Raw genomic sequence first — 21,074 nt, forward strand, 5'->3', positions numbered from 1 at the left:
TAGCAATAAACAGCCGTTTCAAAACCGCTTACGCGGGAAGCCAACGCGGGGTTGGCCGATTACGGGCTTAGGCTCGTCCGTAGTTCCGCTATTGGTTATCGCGCCACTCGTACACCCACTTGGCCTGGATTTGCTCCAGGTGGCCTTCGGTGGACTGCTCGCGGGTGCCGTCGAAGTTGTCCAGGCTCAACACCCACTCAATCAGCTCGGTGAAGCGAATACGGTAGATTTTGGCTTCCGTGAAGTCGTCGCCGAACTTCTCGTAGAGCGCCATGGCGATATCCTCGTGGTCGGCCCAGTGCATGGGCGGCTCGAAATGGGGCATGTTGTTAAGGGTAAGAGGGTATGGGGGCAGGAGGGCAGGGGTTTTGTAGGAACGGGCAAGCATTGGTATTTGCTTAGCCTCTTGCCCTTACGCCCCATACCCTCACACCCTAAAAACTAGTGTCCCAGGAAATGCTGGGGCGGGATGGTCACAACAAGTTGCATGTCCTTCTCCACCACGCACTGGCAGGCCAGGCGCGAGTTGATGCGTGGGTTCTCGGCGCGGTCGATGAAGTCTTCTTCCTTGTCGGAAATCTCGGGCAGGTCGTCGCCGCCGGCGTTGATGTAGACGTGGCAGGTGCTGCACCCGCACACGCCGCCGCAGTTATGCTGGAGCTGGATGCCGTTGTTCAGGGCCACGTCGAGTACCGACTCGCCGGAGGCCGCCACGTGGGTTTGGGCCGGCTGGCCGTCGCTGAACTGGAAGGTGATGGTGGTGGCGGAAACGGACAAAACAGGAATCAAAAAAGACGAAAAAAACACGGCATTTGCCGCCGCAAAGGTACTCCTCCCGGCCCCGGCATCAAAGCTGGGCCTGAATGCTGGCCGTGAGCTGCGCATACAGCGCCTGCCAGGCCGGGTGCGCCGCCAGGGCCGCGTGGTGGGCGGCTAGCGTAGGCGCGTCGCGCCGCACTGCCGGCCCGGTTTGCACCGTAAAGGGTGGATTGGCCAAGGCTTTGTCCACCGTTTCGCGCACCAGCGGAGCCAGCAATTCCGGCGGCAGGGCGGCCTCGGCCAGCAAGGCATCGGCAATGCCCAACAGGTGATTGGTGAAATTGTTGGCAAACACAGCCGCCACGTGCAGCTTGAGTCGCTGAGCTGAGTCGAGCCGAAGTACGTGCCGGCTGAGGCTGTCGGCCAAGGCCCGCAGGGTGGATTCGGCATCCGGCGTGGCGGCCTCAATGCAGAGCGGCACCGTGGGCCAGTCAATGGCCCGGCCCGGGCTGAAGGTCTGAAGCGGATAGAGCACGCCGCCGCGCACCGCCGGCTGCGCGGCAAAAACCGACAACGGCAACGCGCCCGCCAGGTGGGCCACCAAGGCACCCTCGGGCCAGTGGATGCTGGCGAGTAGCGGCTCCACGGCCGCATCGGGCACGGCCAGCAGGTACACATCGGCCAGGGGCAGGGGCGGGGCCAGGGTGGCCAGCGCCGGGGGGGCGGGGAGTGTGGCGGTCAGGGCGGTGGCAGCGGCCGCCGTGCGGCTCCACACGAAGGCGATTTGGTGGCCAGCGGCCACCAGCGCCGGGGCCAGCTGACTGGCCACGCGGCCGGTACCAAATAAGCCAATTCGCAGAGAAGTTGGCGGACCTTTTGTCATTAATTAATGATGAAATATGATATAAATAAAAAGAACAAATGGTTAACTATCCTACTTGCAGCCAGTGCAATGGCTAAGGCAGCCGCAAAAAGGAGCGGGCTCACTGATTTGTGCCCAAAGTTTAGCAACTTGTAGCCCCAAAGCTACTGTCCGGTCTGTAAGGCGACTTGCACAAAGGTCAGTTTAGCCCTTTTACTTAGCTTCATAATCTCCTTATTCACCCATTTTACTCCCTCTTTTAATGACTCACCAATACAATCGCCGTAGGCCAAATGCGCGCCTTCGGCAACTAGCGCTGGCTGCGCTGTTTGTGACCGGGGCGGCTACCTCTGCGCATGCGCAGTTTGGGTATTCGGCCACCAGTACGACCAATTTTGCCGGTGGTGCCACCGCCTACGTTGACCTTGGCACGACGGGCACTGCCATTGCCACAGCCAACACCGATGATGCCAACTCGGCGGCGCAGAACATCGGCTTCACCTTCAACTACAACGGCGCGGCATTCACGCAGTTTGTGCTGAATACGAACGGCTTCATCGAGCTCGGGGCTACGGCTCCGGCCGGTGCCCAGTTCACCGATGGGGCCAACAGCACCATCAACGGCCCGCTCAACAGCACCGACGCCAACCTGATTCTGCCCTTCAACCAGGATTTGACGGCTGGCTCGGCCGGTGGTACCGAGTACCGGGTGGTTACGACCGGCACGGCCCCCAACCGCGTGTGCACCATTCAGTGGAAAAATGTGGCCGATAAGCCACGCCTGGCCGGCACGACCACGGTGGCCACGCAGTATGCCAACTTCTCGTTCCAGGTAAAGCTGTACGAAACCAGCAACCAGATTGACTTCGTGTACGGCACGGCCACGGCCGGTGCCGTTGCCACCGACAACCCCAAGTTCATCACGGTGGGTATCAAGGGCACTGACGGTTCTACCGCCCAAGCCATTGTAGGCACCAAGTCTTCGGTGTCGCCGTGGTCGGGCACGCTGTTCTCGGCTGGCGCTTATGCGGCTACCGGGGTCAACGCCCACAACATCCGCGGCACGGTGCTGCCCGACCCGGGCCGCACCTACCGCTTCACCATCCAAGTGCCCAACGACGCAGCTGCCAACAACATTCAGGGCTACGGCTCGATGGCGGTGCCGGTAGGCAACCCCTTCTCCATCCGGGGCCAGGTGAGCAACGCGGGCAATACGAGCCTGGCCGCCTTCCCCGTTACGCTCACCATCAGCGGAGCCAACACTTACACCCAAACCGTGAATGCCACCGCCCTGGCGGTGAACGGTACTGCCGTAGTGAACTTCACGGGCATCTCGCTGACCAACGTGGGTGCCAACACCGTGACTATCTCGGTCCCGAGCGACGGCAACAACACCAACAACTCGTTCTCGCAGGCTATGCAGACGAGCGCCACGGACTTCTCTTTCATCGCGCCCGGTGTGCCACAAACCAGCAGCTACGGCTTCTCGCCGGCTGCCAGCTTCACCAGCGCTTTCTGCGGCAAGTTCACGGTGAATGCCACCCGGGCCGTAACGGCCGTCCGCGCCGTGATTGGCAACGATGTCAACCTAGTGCCCAATGCCGCCAACAGCCAGCAAAGCACCGTCGTGTTCGGCGTGGTCGTTGATGCGACTACCGGGGCGCTGCTAGGGCGCTCGCCCGATTACACCATCACGGCGGCCGACCTGGGCCAACTGCACACGTTTACCATTACGTCGCCGCCCACGGTGCCGGCCGGCAGCTTCCTCGTGGGCTTGGCACAAGTGGTGCAGGCCGGAGGATTCCAGGTGTATCCCATGGCTTACCAAGCCGAGAACCCGGCCCGCACGGGCCTGTTCTACAGCGCTAGCATTTCTTCGACCAATCCTCCCACCGACAACGGCGCGGCCAACAATGCCCGCTTCATGCTGGAAGCCGTGACGTCTGCACCGGCCAACAACGACATCGCCGTGAACGAAATTCAGGGCTACGGCTCGGTGGCCGTGCCGGCCGGCAACCCCTTTAGCCTGCGCGCCGTGGTGCGCAACGCCGGAGCTGCCGCCATCACCACCCCCACCGTGGTTACACTGACCATCAGCGGCGCCAACACCTTCACCCAGACCCAGACCGCGACCTCGCTGGCCGTGGGTGCCACCAGCGTGTTGACCTTTACCAACATCTCTCTGCCCAACGCCGGGGCTAACACGGTGACCGTTACCGTGCCCAACGACGACGTGGCCGGCAACAACTCGGTGGCCCAGGCCATGACCACCAGTCCCACCAAGTTCTCGTTCATCGCCCCCGGCGTAGCCCCCACCGGGGCTTTCGGGGTACCGGTAACTACGGCGGCCCGCACCATTGCCTTCTGCTCCAAGCTCACTGTGAACACCCCGCGTGATATCACGGCCGTGCGTGCTTTCATCTACAACGACACCAACCTGTCGACCAGCAACACCGTCGCCTACGGCGTGGTCGTGAACGCCACGACCGGGGCCCTGATTGGCCGCTCAGCCGACTACACCCTGACTACCGCCGACCTGGGCCAACTGCACACCTTCGGCCTCACGGCCAACGTGCCGGCTGGTGATTTCCTTGTGGGCGTGGCCTTTGTAACTCCCGCCAATAGCACCGCCGTGTTCCCGCTGGCTGTGCAGGACGAAACGCCGGCCCGCCCGGCTACTTTCTACACCGTCAACCTCACGACCACTACGCCTACGGCCCCGGTTGATGCAGCCAGCAACAACTCGCGATACATGATTGAGGCCGAAACGTCGGCCCCTAACGCCTGCCCCACGCCTACGGGCCTGACCGCTACGGGCAGCACGCCCACGTCGGCTTCGTTCTCGTTCACGGCCGCGGCCACTGCCACTGGCTATCAGATTATCTACGGGGCTCCGGGCTTCACGCCCGGCGGCGCGGGCAGCACCACCTCGCCCACCTTCACCGGCACCACCTACACGCTGGCCGGCCTGTCGCCCAGCACCACTTACGATTTCTACATCCAGACCATTTGCAGCGCCACGTCGCAAAGCGGCCTGGGTGGCCCCGTTCGCGTGACCACGGCCTGCACGCCGCCCACCATCGCGGCGTTCCCATATACCCAGAACTTCGACGCCATAGTCGCTGGCCAGACGCTGCCCTGCGGCATCACCGTCACGGATAGCAACAACGACGGCTTCACTTGGCGCGCCACCAGCAGCGTGGTAGACCCGGCCACCACCAGCGTGGCCCGCTCGGCCCCCAACGCCATGGTGTACTCCTACAACAACGTGGGCCCCACGCACACGGTGGCGGCCAACGACTGGTTCTTCACCCCGGCCCTGAGCCTGACCACCACGCAGGCCTACCGCCTCTCGTTCTACTACCGCGTGGCCAGCACCTACACCGAGGCCTTGGAAGTGAAGTACGGCGCCGCCGCTACCCCTGCCGGCCAGACCAACCTGATTTACAACAACCCCAACATGACCAGCGCCACCTACGTGCTGGCCCGCAACGCCAGTACCCCGGCCGTGCTTGACATCACGCCCGCCACGGCTGGCAACTACTACGTGGGCTTCCACGCCATCAGCCAGGCCGACCAGGGCTTCCTGGCCATCGATGACCTCAGCATCTCGGCTGGTCCGCTGGCTACCTCGGAGGCTTTGAAGCGCGCCGTGAGCGTGTTCCCGAACCCCTCCAACACGGGCGTGTTCAACCTCGAAATCCACGGGGCCAACGCCAAGCAGGCCATGAGCGTGGAAGTAACCAACATGCTCGGTCAGCGCGTGTATACGGGCTCGGCCAAGGACAACTTCAGCAACAGCGTGAACCTGTCCTCGCTCGCTTCGGGCATTTACTCCATCAAAGTCCGCAACGGCGAGGAGTACACCCAGCAGCAGATTTCGATTGTGAAGTAAGCTTCGGCTGCGCTACACTTCGGCAAAAGGGCCGCCCATTGGGCGGCCCTTTTTTTGTGTCCTATCCGCCCGTGTTGGCGACCATCCAACCTATCCGTGATGTCATCCAACCTGCATTTGGGGCATACCAACCTCCCCGTGATGCTTACCAACCTGCATTTGGGCCATGTCAACCTGCATTTGGCATGTGTCAGCCCGCACTTTGCTCAAGTCAACTTCCATTTGGTGCCTGCGACCATAACGACGACGCCCATCAGCCACAAAAAAGCCACCCCGTTATCCGGAGTGGCCTTTTGCTAAAATAACCATTACCCACTAGCCCACCGGCTGGGGCCGCACGGGCCGCCCGTCGGCCTGGGCTGGGGCTTCCGCTTCGGCCGATGTATCGACCAGCACGCCCTTGCCGCCGCGCTGCCGCACGCTCAGGCCGAAACCGAGGGCCATGAGCAGCGTGCCGCTCCAGAGCAAATTGATAAACGGCTTTTCCATGGCTTTCAGGATGACGTAGTCCTTCTGCGTAGTGCTCACGCCGAAGGTGAACTTGCCTTTGGCCGGGTCCACCGATTTGAAGGTGATGCGCACCCCCAGGTCTTCGGCCTCGTCGGGCAGGCTGCCCACCATGCGGTTGCGCACCACAAACACGGGATGAACGTGGTACTGCCGCTTCTCGCCGTACACAATCATGTCGGCCTGCAGAGCCAAATCACCCTTTTGCAGGTTGAGGCCGGCCGTCTCATGCGCCGCCTCCACCGCCCGGAACACGGCAAAGTAGTCGTTGAGGAAAATGGTGTCGCCCACGCTCAGTACCGATTCCTTGGCCTCGCTCCAGGGCTTCTCCTTGCGCGGGTCCAGCACCGAGCTGATGTGCGTGTAAATGTCATGCCCCCAGAATTTCTTGATGGCCGGAGAAGCCAGCAGGCCGCCCATTTCCTCGTTTACCTGCGCCCGGGGGTACAGCGTGAACTGCTCGCCCGATTTCTGGTCCTTGTAGTTGACGCGGTAATAAGTGTTTTCCGGCAGGATGTTCAGCGTGTCGCCGGTTTTGTAGTAGGTCTTGCCATCCACGGCGATGGGCGCACGGGCCACGGCCTTGTAGTCGTCATCGGTGCGGTACAGGAACTGCTTGTCCACGTAGCCGGGCACGCCCGGTACCTCAAAATACTGGCCCGTGTAGGTGAGCTGGTAGCCGTGCATGGGCGCGGTTTCGTTGCGCCACAACAGCACGTTGTCGCGGTTCAAATCCTCGGTGAATTCCCGCGAATACAGCAGCCCCGACACGTTGCGCGAAATAATGCTGGAGTACCCCGACGACGCCAAAATACCCAGCAGCATCAGCGCGATGCCCAGGTGGGCTACCGCCCCGCCCGAGAGCCGCACCCCGCGCCGCAACAGCGTGAAAATGGTGCCGAAATTGGCCAGCACCCCAAACAGCCCCGCCAAGGTCAGCACCACATAAGCTGGCGAAATCGTGAGGCCATTATAGCGCACCAGCAGCACCACCAGCGCCGTGCCCAGCAGGGCCAGCAGCGTGGGTGCGGTAAGCGAGTTGATGAGCGTTTCCTTGGTATTGCGCTGCCACCACATAATCTGAGCCACGCCCGAGAGCAAAGCCACGCCCACGCCCATCCAGAGCTGTAGCTTGGAATAGTGGGCAATCTGGTCGGCTGGCAAAGCCACGTTGGTCTTAATGCCAATCAGCCCCATAAAGGAATTATAGACCGGAATGCTGGTCGTGAACAGTACCTGGAACGCCCCGAGGCACAGCACCGTCGCGCCCACAAATACCCATAGTTCGGGGTTGTAAGCATTCAGCTCTTTGGCCGAAATCGGAATCTCCTTCCAGCGCCACACCAGCAGCGCCACCGCCAGCACCGTGAAGGCCGCCAGGTAAATGAACAACTGGCCCGACAAGCCCAAATCCGTGAACGAGTGTACCGAGGCATTGCCCAGCACGCCGCTCCGCGTCAGGAAAGTGGCATAGAGAATGAGCACGAACGTAGCTACCACCAGTGCAAACGCGGTGCGCAGGCCGGTGCGGCGCTTCTGCCACAGCACCAGGCCGTGCAGCGAGGCCACCAGCACCAGCCACGGAATGTACACGGCGTTTTCCACCGGGTCCCAGTTCCAGTAGCCGCCGAAGTTTAGCGTTTCATAGGCCCAGTACGCGCCCATCACCACGCCCACGCCCAGCACCCCGCCGCCGATGAGCGTCCAGGGCAAGGCCGGTTTCACCCAGGCCGTGAGCTCTTTTTTCCAGAGCGCGGCAATAGCGAAAGCGAAAGGAACCAGCGTCAGCGCAAAACCCAGAAACAGCGTGGGCGGGTGAATCACCATCCAGTAGTTCTGGAGCAGGGCGTTGAGGCCGGTGCCGTCCTTGGGCACGAAGTTGGGGTTCATCTTCCACACCGGCAGGTCGGTAAGGAACTCGCGTAGCAGGATGAAAGGGGAGGAGCCAATTTTCAACCCGCCCAGCACCACGCCCAGAATCATGCTCACCAAAAACAGTTGTACGCCGCTGAACACGGCCATCACCGGCGCTTCCCACTTGCGGTTAAACTTCATGATGCAGAAGCCCAGCACCACCTGCCAGAAAATCCAGAGCAGAAACGAGCCCTCCTGGCCTTCCCAGAAACAGGAAATCATGTACTGCACCGGCAGGTGATTGGAGCTGTGGCTCCAGGCATAGTAATACTCGTAGCGGTGCGCGTGGATGATGTTAAACAGGCACACAATCACCGAAACAATGGCCGCGCCGTGCACGAAAAATGCGCCGCGCCCCAGCCGCAGCCAGCTGGCATCTTCCTCGCCCAACGCCCGGCCCCGCGAGGCCTGGAAATAGCTATACGCCGCCACCAGCGCCGCCGCAAAAGCCACGATAACGCTGAGGTGGCCAATTTGTCCTACTAATAAGTTCATAAGCAAAGAATATCGGGCAAATTTACGGCCGCGCCGCCGGAGCCGGCAGGTTCAACAACAAGTGGTCGAGGAAAAAGTCGCCAGCTCGGGCTTTTGAGCCGGATAAAGCAATGAAAAAACCAGGCGGTGCCGGCAACGATTATTCGTTGCCGGCACCGCCTGGTTTTATGGCAAGCACTATCAATGCTTAGTTGACCGAAGCCGTCGCGCCCTTCAAATCCTTCTTCACGTACTTGCTGGGGCACTTCAACAGAATGTTATCGGCCATGAACACGTCGCCTTTCATGCAGCCGGTAATAACCACCTGCTCGGAGGCATCAAAATCCTGGGGCTTGGGGTTGTTGTACACCACGCGCTGGGCCAGATGGGTGGTGTCTACCAGCGTGAAGGCGAAGTAGTTGGGGTCCGTCATGGGGTCGTATTCCAGGCCCAGCGGGTGCTTTTGCGCATCGCGCGGCAGCTTGCCTACTACGTGCACTTTGGTGGTATTGCCTTCGGCGGCGCGGGCGCGGGCCTCGCCAAAGCCTACGTACACGCTGGCATCGGCGGTGGTGCTGAGGATGATGGCAGCGGCCACTGCAATGATGGCCAGAACGAAGAGGTGCGACTTTTTCATACGGATATAGCTAACAGCGGTAACAGCGTTCGGGTGCCGCGGGGGCACGGTTTGGGCTACTTTATTTCTTTCTCCAGCTTGCTCACCTTGCGGTCGAGCGAGATGAGGTAAAATAGCAGGCCGGCCACGATGATGACCACAGCCGCCACCACCACGTAGATTTTGCCGTTGGCCCGCAACGCGTCGGCCATTTCGGGAGCCTCGGTGCCGGGGGCTTGGGCCAGGGCCGTGGTAGCGGTGAACAACAGGAGTTGCAGCAGGCCAAACGCGCCGAACAAACGGGTCAAGAGGTTATTTTTCATCGATTTTCAATTGCAAGAAGGCCAGCCGGCTGCTCACCTGAGTCATCCAGAAAGCAAAGAGAATCCAGCCGATGACGGCGGGGTAAAACACCATCCGCATGGTGCTGTCGAGGTCGTATTTGTTAAAGCCGGGGTTGCCGGTCTGGCCGGGGTGCAGCGAGTTGCCCGCCAGACGCGGCAGGATAAATAGCAGCGGAATGGCCGCCGCAAACGCGAAAATGTTGTAGATGGCCGACACACGGGCCCGCTGTTGCTCGTCGCGGAACGAGCCACGCAGCACCAAGTAAGCCCCGTAGATGAGCATGGCCACGGCCGCGGCGTTCAGGCGCGGGTCGGGCGTCCACCAGGCGCCCCAAGTGTATTTGGCCCACAGGCTGCCCGTAGCCAGGCCCAGCAGCCCCAGCACGATGCCCGACTTGGCAGCCTCGTGGCTGAGAATGTCCAGCCGGGCCGACGGATTGCGCAGGTACTGCATCGAGCGGAACACCGACGTGCCCAGAATCACCATCATGGCAAACCACATGGGCACGTGGAAATACAGGTTGCGAATGCTCTCGTTCACAATGGCCAGCCGGGGTACCGGCAGCAAAAAGCCCGCCGCTGCCGAATACAGCAAAAACACCACGGTCAACACCTTCCACCAGGTCCATTTCATACTCAACCCCTCCACAAAAAAGGAAACAACAAATAAGACACAGCGCCCACCAACATGTTCAGGGCCAGGAGCGTGAGCAGCGACTGCTGGCTCACGCTGCGGTCGAGCCCGTCCAGCGCATTCTTGCTCACCTTGATGAGCAGCAGTAGCATGGGCACCATCAGCGGGAAGCCGAGGATGGCCATGAGCGTGGCCCCGTTGCCGCCCGCCTTGGCCGCGATGCCCGACACCAGCGTGAGCGTGGTGGCAAAGCCCACGGCCCCGAGCACCAGATTGGCCACGAACAGCGGCGCATCCTGAATCGGGTTGCCCAGAAATACGGTGTAGAGAAACAAGCCCAACAACGCCACAGCTGTGAGCAGCAGCGTGTTGTAAAGAATTTTGGCCAGAATAACAGCCTGTGGCCGCACCAGCGTGTAGTAATACAGCCGCTGGCCGGGGCTTTCCTGCATAAAGCCCTTGGCCACGGCGTTGATGGCGGCGAAGAGCAGAATGACCCACAGCAGCGCGTTCCAGGCCGGGGGCGGGGGCGTGCCCCCGCGCAGGCTAAAGCTCAGAAAACACACGAATACCGTGCTGCCCACGTAGAGCAGCAGCCCGCCCAGCGCCGCCCGCTGCCGCCATTCCAGGCGGAAGTCTTTGGCCAGCAGAGTAGAAATTTCGCGGAGCAGCACAGGCAACGGGTTGGTTTCGGGCCGCAAAGATACGACCGGACCGGTCGCTGAGGGGTATAAAAAAAGAAGGTCCTGTCGAGCAGGGCTCAACAGGACCTTCCAGGTAGGACTCACTTTTTAAGAAGGCCTTTAGAAGTCGTAGCCCAGCGTGAAGTAAAATTTCGGACCGTGGGTTACGTAGTCTTCCTGGCCCCAGGCCACGTCTACTTTGCCATAAAAGCCCAGTAGCGTGGTGCGTGCACCCACGCCGTAGCCAATAAGCAAGGGGTTGCTGAAATTGGTGACCGTAGCCCCAAAGTACTGGTTGTACTGCTTGGTTACAGTATTGGCCGAGTTATCCGTACCAAATGGATTGGTGCCCGAATATGCAGTGCCGGCATCGGTGAAGCCCACCAGTTGCAGGTTGCGGAAAAAGCCCGAGTAAATGGGCCGGTGCGCGAAGTACTGCACAATGGGAATGCGCAACTCGCTGTTGAACAAAACGTAGCGCGGGCCGCTACGGGCGCTGTAATCGAAGCCGCGCAGGTTGGTCACAAATTCCTGGTTGAACACTTGGTCGGGAGCCTGATAGTCGGTCAGAAAGCGGGAACCGGTGTAGCCAGAATTCAGCCAATCATCCATACCGCCGATGCGGAACACCTGCGGCCGGGGGCCAAAAAACTGCCCGTAGCTGGCTCGGTTGGCCCATACAATAGAGCGGCTGATTTTCTGGTAGTGGCGCAGGTCGATGACAAACTTGCCGAAGCTCATGCTCTGGCTGTTTAAGTTGGTCAGGTTCAGGACGCTGGCCTTCAGGCGGGTACCGCTCACCATGTTCACGCCAGTATTGATGCTGTTATCAAACACCAACTCACCGTTGTAGCCCAAGTAGTTGTAGCTCTGGTCGGTTTCCGTCGACACATCGCCCAGCCGGGTACGCGAGATGCTTACGAAGCGCGGGCCACCGCGCACACTCAGGTTGTGGGTGAGCGGGTAGGCAATGGTGGGGGCGATTTCGTGGCGGCCGTAGCGGTAGCGGCCGTCGTCGAGGTCGAAGAAGTAAGCTTGCTTCTGGTAAGAAATACCCCAGTCGTAGCGCTTGGTCAGGTTGGTGTAGGAGGCTCGGATGTTGCTGGTGCGCAGGTCGAATAGTCCAAACAGGCTGGCATCAATGCGCTGGTTTTCCAGTACATCGGTCAGGGCCGCCTTGAACTGGAGGCCGAGGCCCAGCAGCGGGTCCATGTAAAGCGAAGTCGACACGTTATCGGCCATAAAGCGCGTATCGTAGCGGAAAGGACCAGTGAGCGCCGGGGCTTCGGCCTGCGCTTTGGCCGTGGCCACCGCCGCTGTAGAGGCGGCGGTAGGCGTGAGGCGCCGGCGTTTGGCCGCGGCAGCCTGCACGGGCTCATCTTCCTCAAACTGGTAGTCGCTGGTGTTCACCGCTTCGTTGGCTTTGCGGCGCTCGCGGCGGGTGGCTGGCTGCGAAGTAGTATCCGTAGCGGCGGGCTCAACTGCAGTAGCAGCGGCTTGTGTGGGGGCTGGCGCGGCCGGCTTGGGGGTAGCAGCCCGCGGCGCGGCCGACCGTTCTTCCAGCGTTTGCTGGCGGGCGGTTTTGGTGAGGGGCAGCGTGGTCGGCAACGGGTACTCGGGGTACACATACAGAATGTCGCGGGCCTGCGCCGGGGCCACAAATACCAGCGCCGAAGTCTGCGGGCTGTAATCAAAGTCCTGCGTATTCGGCAACCAGTTGGTCAGCAGCGCGTGCTGCTTGGTTTTCAGCGAATACCGATACAGGGCGCGCACGCCGCTCTCCTCGCCGAGGTACAGAATTTCATCGTCGGAGATGGCGCGGGGGCGGGTTTCGTTCGAAATCGTACTCACCAGCGTCTCAACCGGCGTGGCGCGGCCGTCGAGGTGGTACTGGAATAAGTCGTAGTTGTTCACCACGTTCTGGAACGTGGCCGGCCGGGCGCGGCCCAGCGAATCGAGGTAGCGGTTGGAGCTGAACACCAGTGCCTGACTACCGGGCAGAAACACCGGCTGCACGTCGTCGAATAAGTCATCGGTGAGCTGCTCCACTTTGCGGCTGCCGGCGCGCAACAGGTAAATGTCGTTCTGTCCATTGCGCACGGCGCTAAATGCCAAGGCTTTGCCATCGGGCGAGTAGCTCATGCTCAATATCTGGTCGTAGGCGGCGAACAACGAGGCCGGGTGCGAGAACCGAATGGCTTCGCGCACCCGGCGCACCAGGCCGCGGCCGTCGGCATCGCGCAGGTGCAGGGCCATTTCGCCCCGGCTCATTTCGGCCACGGCCACCTGGGAGTTGCCGCGCCAGGCCAGCACGGGCAGGCGGGTTTCCACTTGCTGGTCGGGGGTGTGGTAGCCGCCGCGGCTCAGGGTGCGGCGGTGGCGGCCGTCGCGGTCCACCACCATCACACGGTAGCGGCCGCCTTCGTTCTGGGCGTAAGCCACTTGCTTGCCGTTAGGACTCACAATGGGTTGCGAGAACACATCGGCGTGCCGGTTGCGGCCGCTCTGGCGGAATTTCTTATCGGGCTCCACCAGCGTAGCCACGGGCTGGCCATTAAGCTCGCGGTAGTACGTGAGCCAGTCTTTCAGGAAAACCTTAAACGGCACGTTCAGTGATGAACTGATGCCAACTTCTACGTCGCGGGTTATGCGCGTCAGGTTCAGGATGTTCTGAATGGTGGTGTAGCCGTAGCGCTCGGCCACGTAGTTCCAGATGCTCTGGCCGGCCAGCTTGGAATTGCGCAGGAAAAACGGGGCCGTGCGGTTGCCGGTGGGGTACTGCTTGGTCATGTCGCGCATGTAGCCGTCCATGTCCACGCTCCAGCCCTCGGCGGCGTAGGCCGAAGCCCCGCCGATAAACCAGTCGGGCAGCTGCAACAGGTAGCTGCTCTGGAGCACTTCCTTCAGCGAGCCGCCGTACATCATGTCATTGAGCAGCACCTCGGTTATCTGGGTGCTGAGCTGGCGCTTGAACTCGGTTTCCTCGCCGGTGAAGGCAATCTGGACCTTGCTCATGCGGGCCAGCGGGGTTTCGCCCCCGTTTATCTGCTGCTGGGTGGCGGTGAGGCCGATGTTGCTCTGGCGCAAGTCGCCCACCGAATTATAGAACAGCAGCGTCGATTTCGAGTACGGATAGTAGCCGATAAGCGCCGTGATGCGTTGCAGCTCCTTCTCGGCGTACTCGGCGGCACGGCGGGCACTGGCCTGGCCGCCGTCGTAGTACATCACGTTGAAATTCTGGGTGCTGAGCTGCTGCCAACGAAAATCCTTGTATTGGATGCGTACCCGGCCGAAAGGCTCCTGCGCCGTTTGGGCCCGGGCCGTAGGCGGGCAGAGCATCGGCAGGAGCAACGCCAGAGCCCCGAGCGTACGCTTCATAGTAGTGGATAGTGGAATGGTCATAATGGGAACCAACGAGCAAAAACAAAAATTAATCCGCCGAAACGCTAAAAAATTTGCGGCCCGCGCCGCCTACCTGCGCAGTACCGGAACCGCCCGCCCGGGCTGCAATAAAAGCATTAACAGAGAATTGTTATCCGGCCGCACACTGACCGGGCAAATGGAGCGCCACCGCTCCGCCCGGAGCCGCGCGCAATAGGGGTTTAAATTACGCTAACCGGCCGTAAGGCGTTGTAGCGCTGCAAGCTGGCATCGGGCCAAAGCTCGGACTGATTGGTCAGAAAATCGGCCAGCAATACCGCCAGCCGGGGGGCCAGCATCACGCCTTTAGACCCGTAGCCGCCGCAAAAGCTTAATGCGGGCACGGTGGGGTGGGGGCCTACCAGCGGCCGGCGGTCGCGCACGGCGGGCCGCACCCCGGCCCGCTGCCCCGTTACGGCAAACGGCAGGTCGGTCACCACGCTGAGCCGGGCGGCCAGTTCTTCCCGGCCCACGGCCGTGGGGCCGTCCGAAAATGGCGGCCAGCGGTAGGTCGCGCCTACCCGAAACCGCTCTGCGCCCACCGGCACCACATAGGCCCCCCGATTAAGCACCTGGGCCGGGCTCAGGCCCGGGCATTCCACATCCAGTACCTCGCCTTGGTTAGGCGTGAGCGGCAACCAGTTGAAGTAGGGGTTGCGCACGGCGGCCGCCCCTTCGCAGCAGATGACATGGTGGGCCCGCACCTGCCCGGCGTACTCGGCTCCGGAGGGTTCGAAAACCAGCTGATTCCAGTCAAACGTTTCGTGGCGCAGCCAGCCAGCGCGGGTGCCTTCGGCGGCCATGCTGGCCAGCAGTTCGCGCACGGCTACGTGGCCGCCGTTACGCAGCCACGCCCCGCCGAAGGGCGCGTTCACGCCGGGCAGGCCGGGGTCGGTGGTGGCGAAACCAGCTACAAAATCGCCCCACGGGTTGTCGGCGCTGCGGGCCAGTATGGCATTCTGCTCTTCTACCGAGCTGAATATTTTGAAAATGGGCGCTTCGGTGAAAAACGACTGCTGGTAGCGCAGCTCCAATTCGCGGTAGAACGTAGCTGCGAAGGGTAATAGCTCGGCCGCCCGCCAGGTGAGGGCGAAGCGCTTGCCCGCCACGGGGTTCATCAGGCCAGCCGCTACATTGGAGGCCGAGTTTTCCTGGCCGGGGTCGTACACCAGCACCCGGTGGCCCCGCTCGCGCAATACATAAGCCAGCGTGGCGCCCGCAATGCCGTGGCCCACCACCAGAAAATCACAGTCCGTCATGGCCGGCAAGGTAAGGACACTGGGCAAATGAGGGACGGGGTGACAGACGTTTTCGCCGCTCTTAATTCCTCATTCCGCCCAGCGTCGTACCTTTCCGCATTGCTCAGACCCTCTGTTTTGCCATGACTGTCGCTGGTTTCACCTTCAACCCTTTTTCCGAAAACACCTACCTGCTCATTGACGAGGCCACCCGGCAGTGCGCCATCGTGGACCCCGGCTGCTACATGCCCGCCGAGCAGCAGGCGCTGCGGGAGTACGTGGAGGATAATAATTTACAAGTAGTACTGCTGCTGAATACCCACGCGCACATCGACCACGTGCTGGGCAACCAATTTGTGCTCAACACCTGGCCCGGCACGCCATTCCTGCTGCATCGGCTCGACCTGCCCACGCTGCGCGCCGTGCCCACCTACGCCGGCAACTACGGCTTCCCGCAATACCAGCCGGCCGAACCCACCGGCGAGCTGGTGGCCGGCCAGCCCATCCACATCGGCGAAACCGAGCTAGAAGTGCGTTTCACGCCGGGCCACGCGCCGGGGCATGTCGTGTTCTACCACGCGCCCACGGCCACGGTCATTGGCGGCGACGTGTTGTTTCAGCGCAGCATCGGCCGCACCGACTTGCCCGGCGGCGACCACGCCACGCTGCTGCACAGCATCGAAACCGAGCTCATGACCTTGCCCGATGATACCGTGGTGTACCCCGGCCACGGCCCCGCCACCACCATCGGCGAGGAGCGGCGCGGCAATCCGTTTCTTAACTAAAACTACTCTGCGCCAAGCTGTGCCTGGCGTTCTTGCTCCTTCACCATCCTCACTTCGCCTCTCCTTTTGAAACGACACCTGCCCAACGCCGTAACCTCCCTCAACCTGCTCTGCGGCTGCCTGGCGCTGACCAATATTTTTGCCGGCCGGCTGGAAATGGGGGCGTGGTTTGTGGCCGCCGCCGCCGCCGCCGACTTCGCCGATGGCCTGCTGGCCCGGGCCCTGCGCGTATCCTCCGCCATCGGCAAAGACCTCGATTCGCTGGCCGACATGGTTTCTTTCGGGGTGGTGCCGGGCGCCATTTTCTTCCAGTTGCTCACGCGGAGCGTGGGTACGGGCGGGCTGCCGGAATGGGCACCCTATTTCGGCTTCTTGGTCAGCATTTTCTCGGCCCTGCGGCTGGCCAAGTTCAACAACGACACCCGGCAGACGACTTCCTTCATCGGCCTGCCCACCCCGGCTTGTACGCTGGTGGTGGCGTCGCTGCCCCTCATTCTGGCCTACGACCAGTTTGGCATTGCCCCGGTTATTCTGAATCCCTTGGTGTTGGTGGGCCTCACGCTGCTGCTCTCGGGGCTGCTGGTGGCCGAATTGCCTTTGTTTGCCCTCAAGTTTAAAACCTTCCGCTGGGCCGATAACCGGCGGCGGTTCATTTTCCTGCTGCTGGCGGCAGGATTATTGCTGGTGCTGAAGGCCGCCGCGGTGCCGCTGGTGGTGCTGCTCTACGTGCTGCTCTCGGTGCCAAAAACGGCCGTTCGGTAGTATTGTTGGATGCAGGGACGCAATAAATAGATTATTTGGTTGTTAAGAAGCCACTACCGGGTGAACCTGCCGACCGGTGGTGCTGTTGCGGGAACCACTACGTGACAGACAGGGCATACAGGGAACAAGTCTCAATTAGTAAGGTATATGCGTCTTTCTCTCCTCTTTGTTGCATTCGTGGGAATCATCGTGGGGGCAGCGGCCCCGGTGGTTCGAGCCCAGTCGGATGTTACCACGGCCCACGGCGTAGTGAAGTGGGGCGGCTACATCGAGGTGCCCACCCTGAACCCACGCAAGCAGAAAGTGCCCGGTTTCAGCGAAGCTCAGTTGGCCCTGGATGACCAGGTGGGCTGGTTCAGTTTGCGCCTGAATGGGGCTGTGCGCCAAGGCGAGTTTCTCAACATGGTGTACGAGCCGTTCTCGGCGGCCGATGCCAAGCTCTACAACCTCAGCAAGCTGCCGGCCGGCCCCGAAGCCCAACTCATCACCGGTATCGAGATGAAGCAGGCCGTCACGTTCCTGCGTTTGCGGCCCGTGCGGCGCGGCCCCCAGAGTGGCCTGCCCGAGCGTCTGGTTTCGTTCGACTATCGCTACACGCCCAGCGGGGCCGGCATAGCCGCCCGGGGCACGGCCTCTACCCGGAACTACGCCAGCCATTCGGTGCTGCAAAGCGGCGACTGGTATAAGCTGGGGGTGGCCGAAAACGGCAACAACAAGAGCGGCATTTATAAACTAGATAAAGCTACGCTGAGCAGACTGGGCCTGCCGTCGGGCATCAACCCCAACAACCTGCATTTGTACGGCAATGCCATGGGCATCCTGCCTCAGGCCAACGCCGTGTACCGGCCCGATGACCTGGCGGAAAATGAGATTCTGTTTGTCAACAGCAACAATGACAACGTGCTCGATGACAACGAGTATTTCCTGTTCTATTCGCCTGGCGCGCATACCTGGGCGGCGCAGGGCGGGATGTTCCGGCATCGTAATAATGTTTATACCGATACGGCTTACTACTTCGTGAAGGTGGATGCGCGGCCGGGCAAGCGCGTATCGACGAAGGCGGCCGTGCCCGCCACGGGCTCGCCTGCGAGCATCACCAATTTCACCTACCGCGACTTTTACGAACACGACCTAGTGAACCTGCTGCACTCGGGCCGCAACTGGGTGGGCGAGGGATTTCAGACGGGCGGCACGCAGGAGTTTGTGTTGGGCGGAATCAGCGATTTGGTGCCCAATAGCCCTGTGCGCGTCACTACGAATCTGGTGGCCAGCTCCTCGGCTCCCAGCGCTTTCCAGCTCACGCTGAATGGGCAGCCGCTGGCCACGCAGCCCATCGATGCCCGTTCTGGCCAGCCGTTTTCGCCCGATGCCATTGTAACATCAGCTACCAACCAATTGGCGTTAAGCGCACCGGGCGCCGAGCTAAAGCTGGGCCTGACGTATAACAGCGGCGACCCCGGCGCCAGCGGCTACCTCGACTTTTTCGAAATCAATGCCGAGCGCCTGCTCAAGCTCAGCGGGGCGCAGCTGGAGTTTCGCACGCTGGCCAACGTTGGCCCCGGCGCGCAGAACCGCTACGTGTTTGCCGGCCTGCCCACGGGGGCTGTGGTGTGGGACGTGACCAACCCGCGCCACCCGCAGGCCATGACGCTCGATGCCAGCGGCAGCTTCATCGCCCCGGCCGATACGGTGCGCGAGTTTGTGGCCCTGCAGCCAGGTGGCGACTTCTCTGACCATCCCGTGCGGGCCTTTGGGAAAGTGGCTAACCAAGACCTGCACGTGCTCAACAGCACTGCTGGCGCGCGCATGATAGACCTTGTTATTCTGACGCATCCCGCGTTCATGGCGCAGGCCAACCAGTTGGCCGCTCACCGAACTACGCACGATGGTTTGAAAGTGCAAGTGGTGACGCCCAGCCAGGTATATAACGAGTTTGGCTCGGGCGGACAGGATGTGTCGGCCATTCGTGATTTCATGAAGATGCTGTACGACCGCGCCCCGGCCGGCAAAAGCATGCAGCTGCTGCTGCTGGGCGATGCCTCGTACGACTACAAGTCGGACCCTACGAACGACAAAAGCGCCGAGCCAGACTGGTGGAAGAAGAAAAGGGTGCCCTTCAAAACCGACGCTGACTACGATGCTTTCAACCAGAACTACGTGCCTACCTACGAGTCGCGGGAGTCGCAGTCGCCTTACCCGTCGTATCCCTCGGGCTTCTACGGTTCGGCCAGCTATTCTTCCGATGATTTCTACGCCCTGTTGGATGACAACGAAGGCGAGTGGGATGAGCAGAATATTGGCAGTGAGTTGTTTGATATTGGGGTAGGCCGTCTGCCAGTGCGAATGCCCAAAGGCGAGCCGCGCAATACCACCCAGGCCCAGCAAGTGATAGACAAGGTGATTGGCTACGATGCTGCGGCCGCCTACGGCAAGTGGCGCAACCGCATTACCTTGGTGTCAGATGATGGGAATGGCAACATCTTCATCGACAGTGGTATTGGGTCGGATGGCATTGCCAACATCATCAACTCCACCGCGCCGGTCTACAACGTGCACAAAGTGTATCTGGACCTGTACGCCCAGCAGGCCGTGGCCGCCGGCCAACGCTCGCCCGATGCCAACCGCGCCATCGACCAGTCGGTGGAGCAGGGCTCGCTGATTGTGAACTACCTGGGCCATGGCGGCCCCAAGGGCCTAGCCGATGAGCAGATTGTGACCAACGCCTCGGTGCTGGCCCTGCGCAACCCCAACAACTTGACGTTCTTCACCACCGGCACCTGCGATTTCAGCACCTACGACAACCCCGATTTCACCTCGGCCGGCGAGCAGTCGCTCACCGATAACGCCACGGGTGGAGCCGTGGGGCTCTTCACCACCACCCGCGTGGTTGAGGCCGGCCTCAACGCCGGCCTCAATCAGCGCTACTTCAACCGGGTGCTTCAGCCCATCAATGGCCGCATGCCCAACATCGGGACCATTGTGATGATGAGCAAGAATGACTATCAGGCCGGCGGCATCAACAACCGCAACTATGCGCTGCTGGCCGACCCCAGCATGGTGCTGGCCTACCCCAAGCAAACGGTGGTGCTCGACAGCGTGCGCCAGCGCATTGGCAAGGATTGGGTGAACGCCGATACGCTGCACGCGCTGGCGCGCATCCGCCTGCACGGCCAGTTGCTGAATAATGGCACGCTGAATTCGACCTTTACCGGCCGGGCCCAGGTCACGATTTACGACAAGCCCACCACCGTGAAGACCCTCGGCAATGAGCCCGATGATACTGTGGTACCCGTCAGCATTCAGGAAAGCGTGATTTATGGCGGGCAGGCCGATGTGGTGAATGGCAAGTTTAGCCTGGTATTCGTGGTGCCCAAGGACATCAACTACCAGGTGGGAATGGGCAAAATCAGCCTCTACGCTTCTGATGGTACGCAAAACATCGATGCCAACGGCTACCAGCCCCGGCTGGTGGGCGGCGCGGCCCGCAATGCGCCCGAGGACAACCAGCCGCCGCGCATCAGCCTGTTTATGGACAGCAGGGCGTTCGTGTTTGGGGGCGTCACGGGCCAGAACACCACGCTGCTGGCCGATTTGGCCGACGAAAACGGCATCAATACCACGGGCACGGGCATTGGCCACGACATCACGGCCATCCTCGACCACGACTCTAATAAGCAGTTGGTATTGAACGACAGCTATGTGGCTAACGTTGGTGATTTTACTTCGGGCAGCGTGAAGAATTTGTTCAAAGACCTCGCCACCGGCCCGCATTCTCTCACCCTTAAAGCCTGGGACACCTATAACAACTCGGCTGAGAAGGAAATTGAGTTTGTGGTGGCCCACGACGTGAAGCTGGCGCTCGACCATGTGCTCAACTACCCCAATCCGTTTGCTCACTCCACTACGTTCTTCTTCGACCACAACCAGGCCGGCAGCGAGCCCGACAACTTGGACGTACAAGTACAGATTTTCACCGTGGCCGGCCACCTGGTGCGCACCCTCAATGCCATTGTGCCCAGCACCGTAGCTCACCAGCAGAGCATCAGCTGGAATGGCCGCGACGATTACGACGACCAACTGGCTCGCGGCGTGTACGTTTACCGCCTCACCGTGCGTTCGCAGCGCAACAACTCGGTGGCTTCGAAATACGAAAAACTCGTCATCCTCAATTAATCCGCTTT

The 21,074-nt window shown here is 61.2% G+C and carries 15 protein-coding genes; 5 read left to right on the forward strand and 10 right to left on the reverse strand.

The features are described 5' to 3' along the window. Positions 1 to 88: 88 nt before the first annotated feature. The 3 genes from iscX to ACYU7Q_RS21190 form a co-directional block, all read right to left on the reverse strand. Entirely contained in the window at positions 89 to 325 is a 237-nt protein-coding gene (gene iscX, locus ACYU7Q_RS21180; protein ID WP_460611457.1) for a Fe-S cluster assembly protein IscX, read from the reverse strand. Positions 326 to 441: 116 nt separating this feature from the next. Further along, a complete protein-coding gene (locus ACYU7Q_RS21185; RefSeq protein WP_211531860.1) occupies positions 442 to 777 on the reverse strand; it encodes a 2Fe-2S iron-sulfur cluster-binding protein in 336 nt (111 codons plus the stop codon). A gap of 70 nt (positions 778 to 847) precedes the next feature. Next, positions 848 to 1,642, reverse strand: a complete 795-nt coding sequence (locus ACYU7Q_RS21190; RefSeq protein WP_460611458.1) for a DUF2520 domain-containing protein — start codon at positions 1,640 to 1,642, stop codon at positions 848 to 850. A 241-nt stretch (positions 1,643 to 1,883) separates the two neighbouring features. Here ACYU7Q_RS21190 and ACYU7Q_RS21195 point away from each other — a divergent pair, with 241 nt between their 5' ends. Then, on the forward strand, positions 1,884 to 5,516 hold the full coding sequence (locus ACYU7Q_RS21195) for a T9SS type A sorting domain-containing protein (RefSeq protein WP_460611459.1): 3,633 nt from the start codon (positions 1,884 to 1,886) through the stop codon (positions 5,514 to 5,516). 99 nt (positions 5,517 to 5,615) lie between these two features. Further along, the gene (locus ACYU7Q_RS21200; protein ID WP_460611460.1) at positions 5,616 to 5,816 is read left to right on the forward strand and encodes a hypothetical protein; all 201 of its coding nucleotides are present in this window, start codon (positions 5,616 to 5,618) and stop codon (positions 5,814 to 5,816) included. Positions 5,817 to 5,831: 15 nt separating this feature from the next. Here the strand turns inward: ACYU7Q_RS21200 and ccsA (ACYU7Q_RS21205) are convergent, their stop codons facing one another. The 7 genes from ccsA (ACYU7Q_RS21205) to ACYU7Q_RS21235 all read right to left on the reverse strand — a co-directional run bounded on the left by ccsA (ACYU7Q_RS21205) (position 5,832) and on the right by ACYU7Q_RS21235 (position 15,367). Next, positions 5,832 to 8,432 (reverse strand): heme lyase CcmF/NrfE family subunit, encoded by a 2,601-nt coding sequence (gene ccsA / locus ACYU7Q_RS21205; RefSeq protein ID WP_460611461.1) that lies wholly within the window; start codon positions 8,430 to 8,432, stop codon positions 5,832 to 5,834. Positions 8,433 to 8,619: 187 nt separating this feature from the next. Continuing rightward, positions 8,620 to 9,048: a cytochrome c maturation protein CcmE domain-containing protein gene (locus tag ACYU7Q_RS21210; protein WP_342295914.1), complete on the reverse strand. Its 429-nt coding sequence runs from the start codon at positions 9,046 to 9,048 to the stop codon at positions 8,620 to 8,622. A 56-nt stretch (positions 9,049 to 9,104) separates the two neighbouring features. After that, entirely contained in the window at positions 9,105 to 9,350 is a 246-nt protein-coding gene (locus ACYU7Q_RS21215; protein ID WP_460611462.1) for a CcmD family protein, read from the reverse strand. Further along, positions 9,340 to 10,005: a cytochrome c biogenesis protein CcsA gene (ccsA, locus tag ACYU7Q_RS21220; RefSeq protein WP_342295917.1), complete on the reverse strand. Its 666-nt coding sequence runs from the start codon at positions 10,003 to 10,005 to the stop codon at positions 9,340 to 9,342. The genes ACYU7Q_RS21215 and ccsA (ACYU7Q_RS21220) overlap by 11 nt, the downstream gene beginning before the upstream one ends. Positions 10,006 to 10,007: 2 nt before the next feature. Further along, on the reverse strand, positions 10,008 to 10,676 hold the full coding sequence (locus ACYU7Q_RS21225) for a heme exporter protein CcmB (RefSeq protein WP_460611527.1): 669 nt from the start codon (positions 10,674 to 10,676) through the stop codon (positions 10,008 to 10,010). A 132-nt stretch (positions 10,677 to 10,808) separates the two neighbouring features. Further along, positions 10,809 to 14,066, reverse strand: a complete 3,258-nt coding sequence (locus ACYU7Q_RS21230) for a hypothetical protein (RefSeq protein WP_460611463.1) — start codon at positions 14,064 to 14,066, stop codon at positions 10,809 to 10,811. Between the two features lie 224 nt (positions 14,067 to 14,290). Next, positions 14,291 to 15,367 carry an NAD(P)/FAD-dependent oxidoreductase gene (locus ACYU7Q_RS21235; RefSeq protein ID WP_460611464.1) on the reverse strand — a complete coding sequence of 359 codons (1,077 nt, stop codon included), beginning with the start codon at positions 15,365 to 15,367 and terminating at the stop codon, positions 14,291 to 14,293. 122 nt (positions 15,368 to 15,489) lie between these two features. Here ACYU7Q_RS21235 and ACYU7Q_RS21240 point away from each other — a divergent pair, with 122 nt between their 5' ends. From ACYU7Q_RS21240 to porU, 3 genes are all read left to right on the forward strand, one after another. Further along, positions 15,490 to 16,131 (forward strand): MBL fold metallo-hydrolase, encoded by a 642-nt coding sequence (locus ACYU7Q_RS21240; RefSeq protein ID WP_460611465.1) that lies wholly within the window; start codon positions 15,490 to 15,492, stop codon positions 16,129 to 16,131. 66 nt (positions 16,132 to 16,197) lie between these two features. Beyond that, positions 16,198 to 16,893: a CDP-alcohol phosphatidyltransferase family protein gene (locus tag ACYU7Q_RS21245; protein WP_460611466.1), complete on the forward strand. Its 696-nt coding sequence runs from the start codon at positions 16,198 to 16,200 to the stop codon at positions 16,891 to 16,893. Positions 16,894 to 17,040: 147 nt separating this feature from the next. Then, positions 17,041 to 21,066: a type IX secretion system sortase PorU gene (gene porU / locus ACYU7Q_RS21250; RefSeq protein WP_460611467.1), complete on the forward strand. Its 4,026-nt coding sequence runs from the start codon at positions 17,041 to 17,043 to the stop codon at positions 21,064 to 21,066. Positions 21,067 to 21,074 lie beyond the last annotated feature (8 nt).

It is taken from the genome of Hymenobacter terrigena (assembly GCF_054776515.1).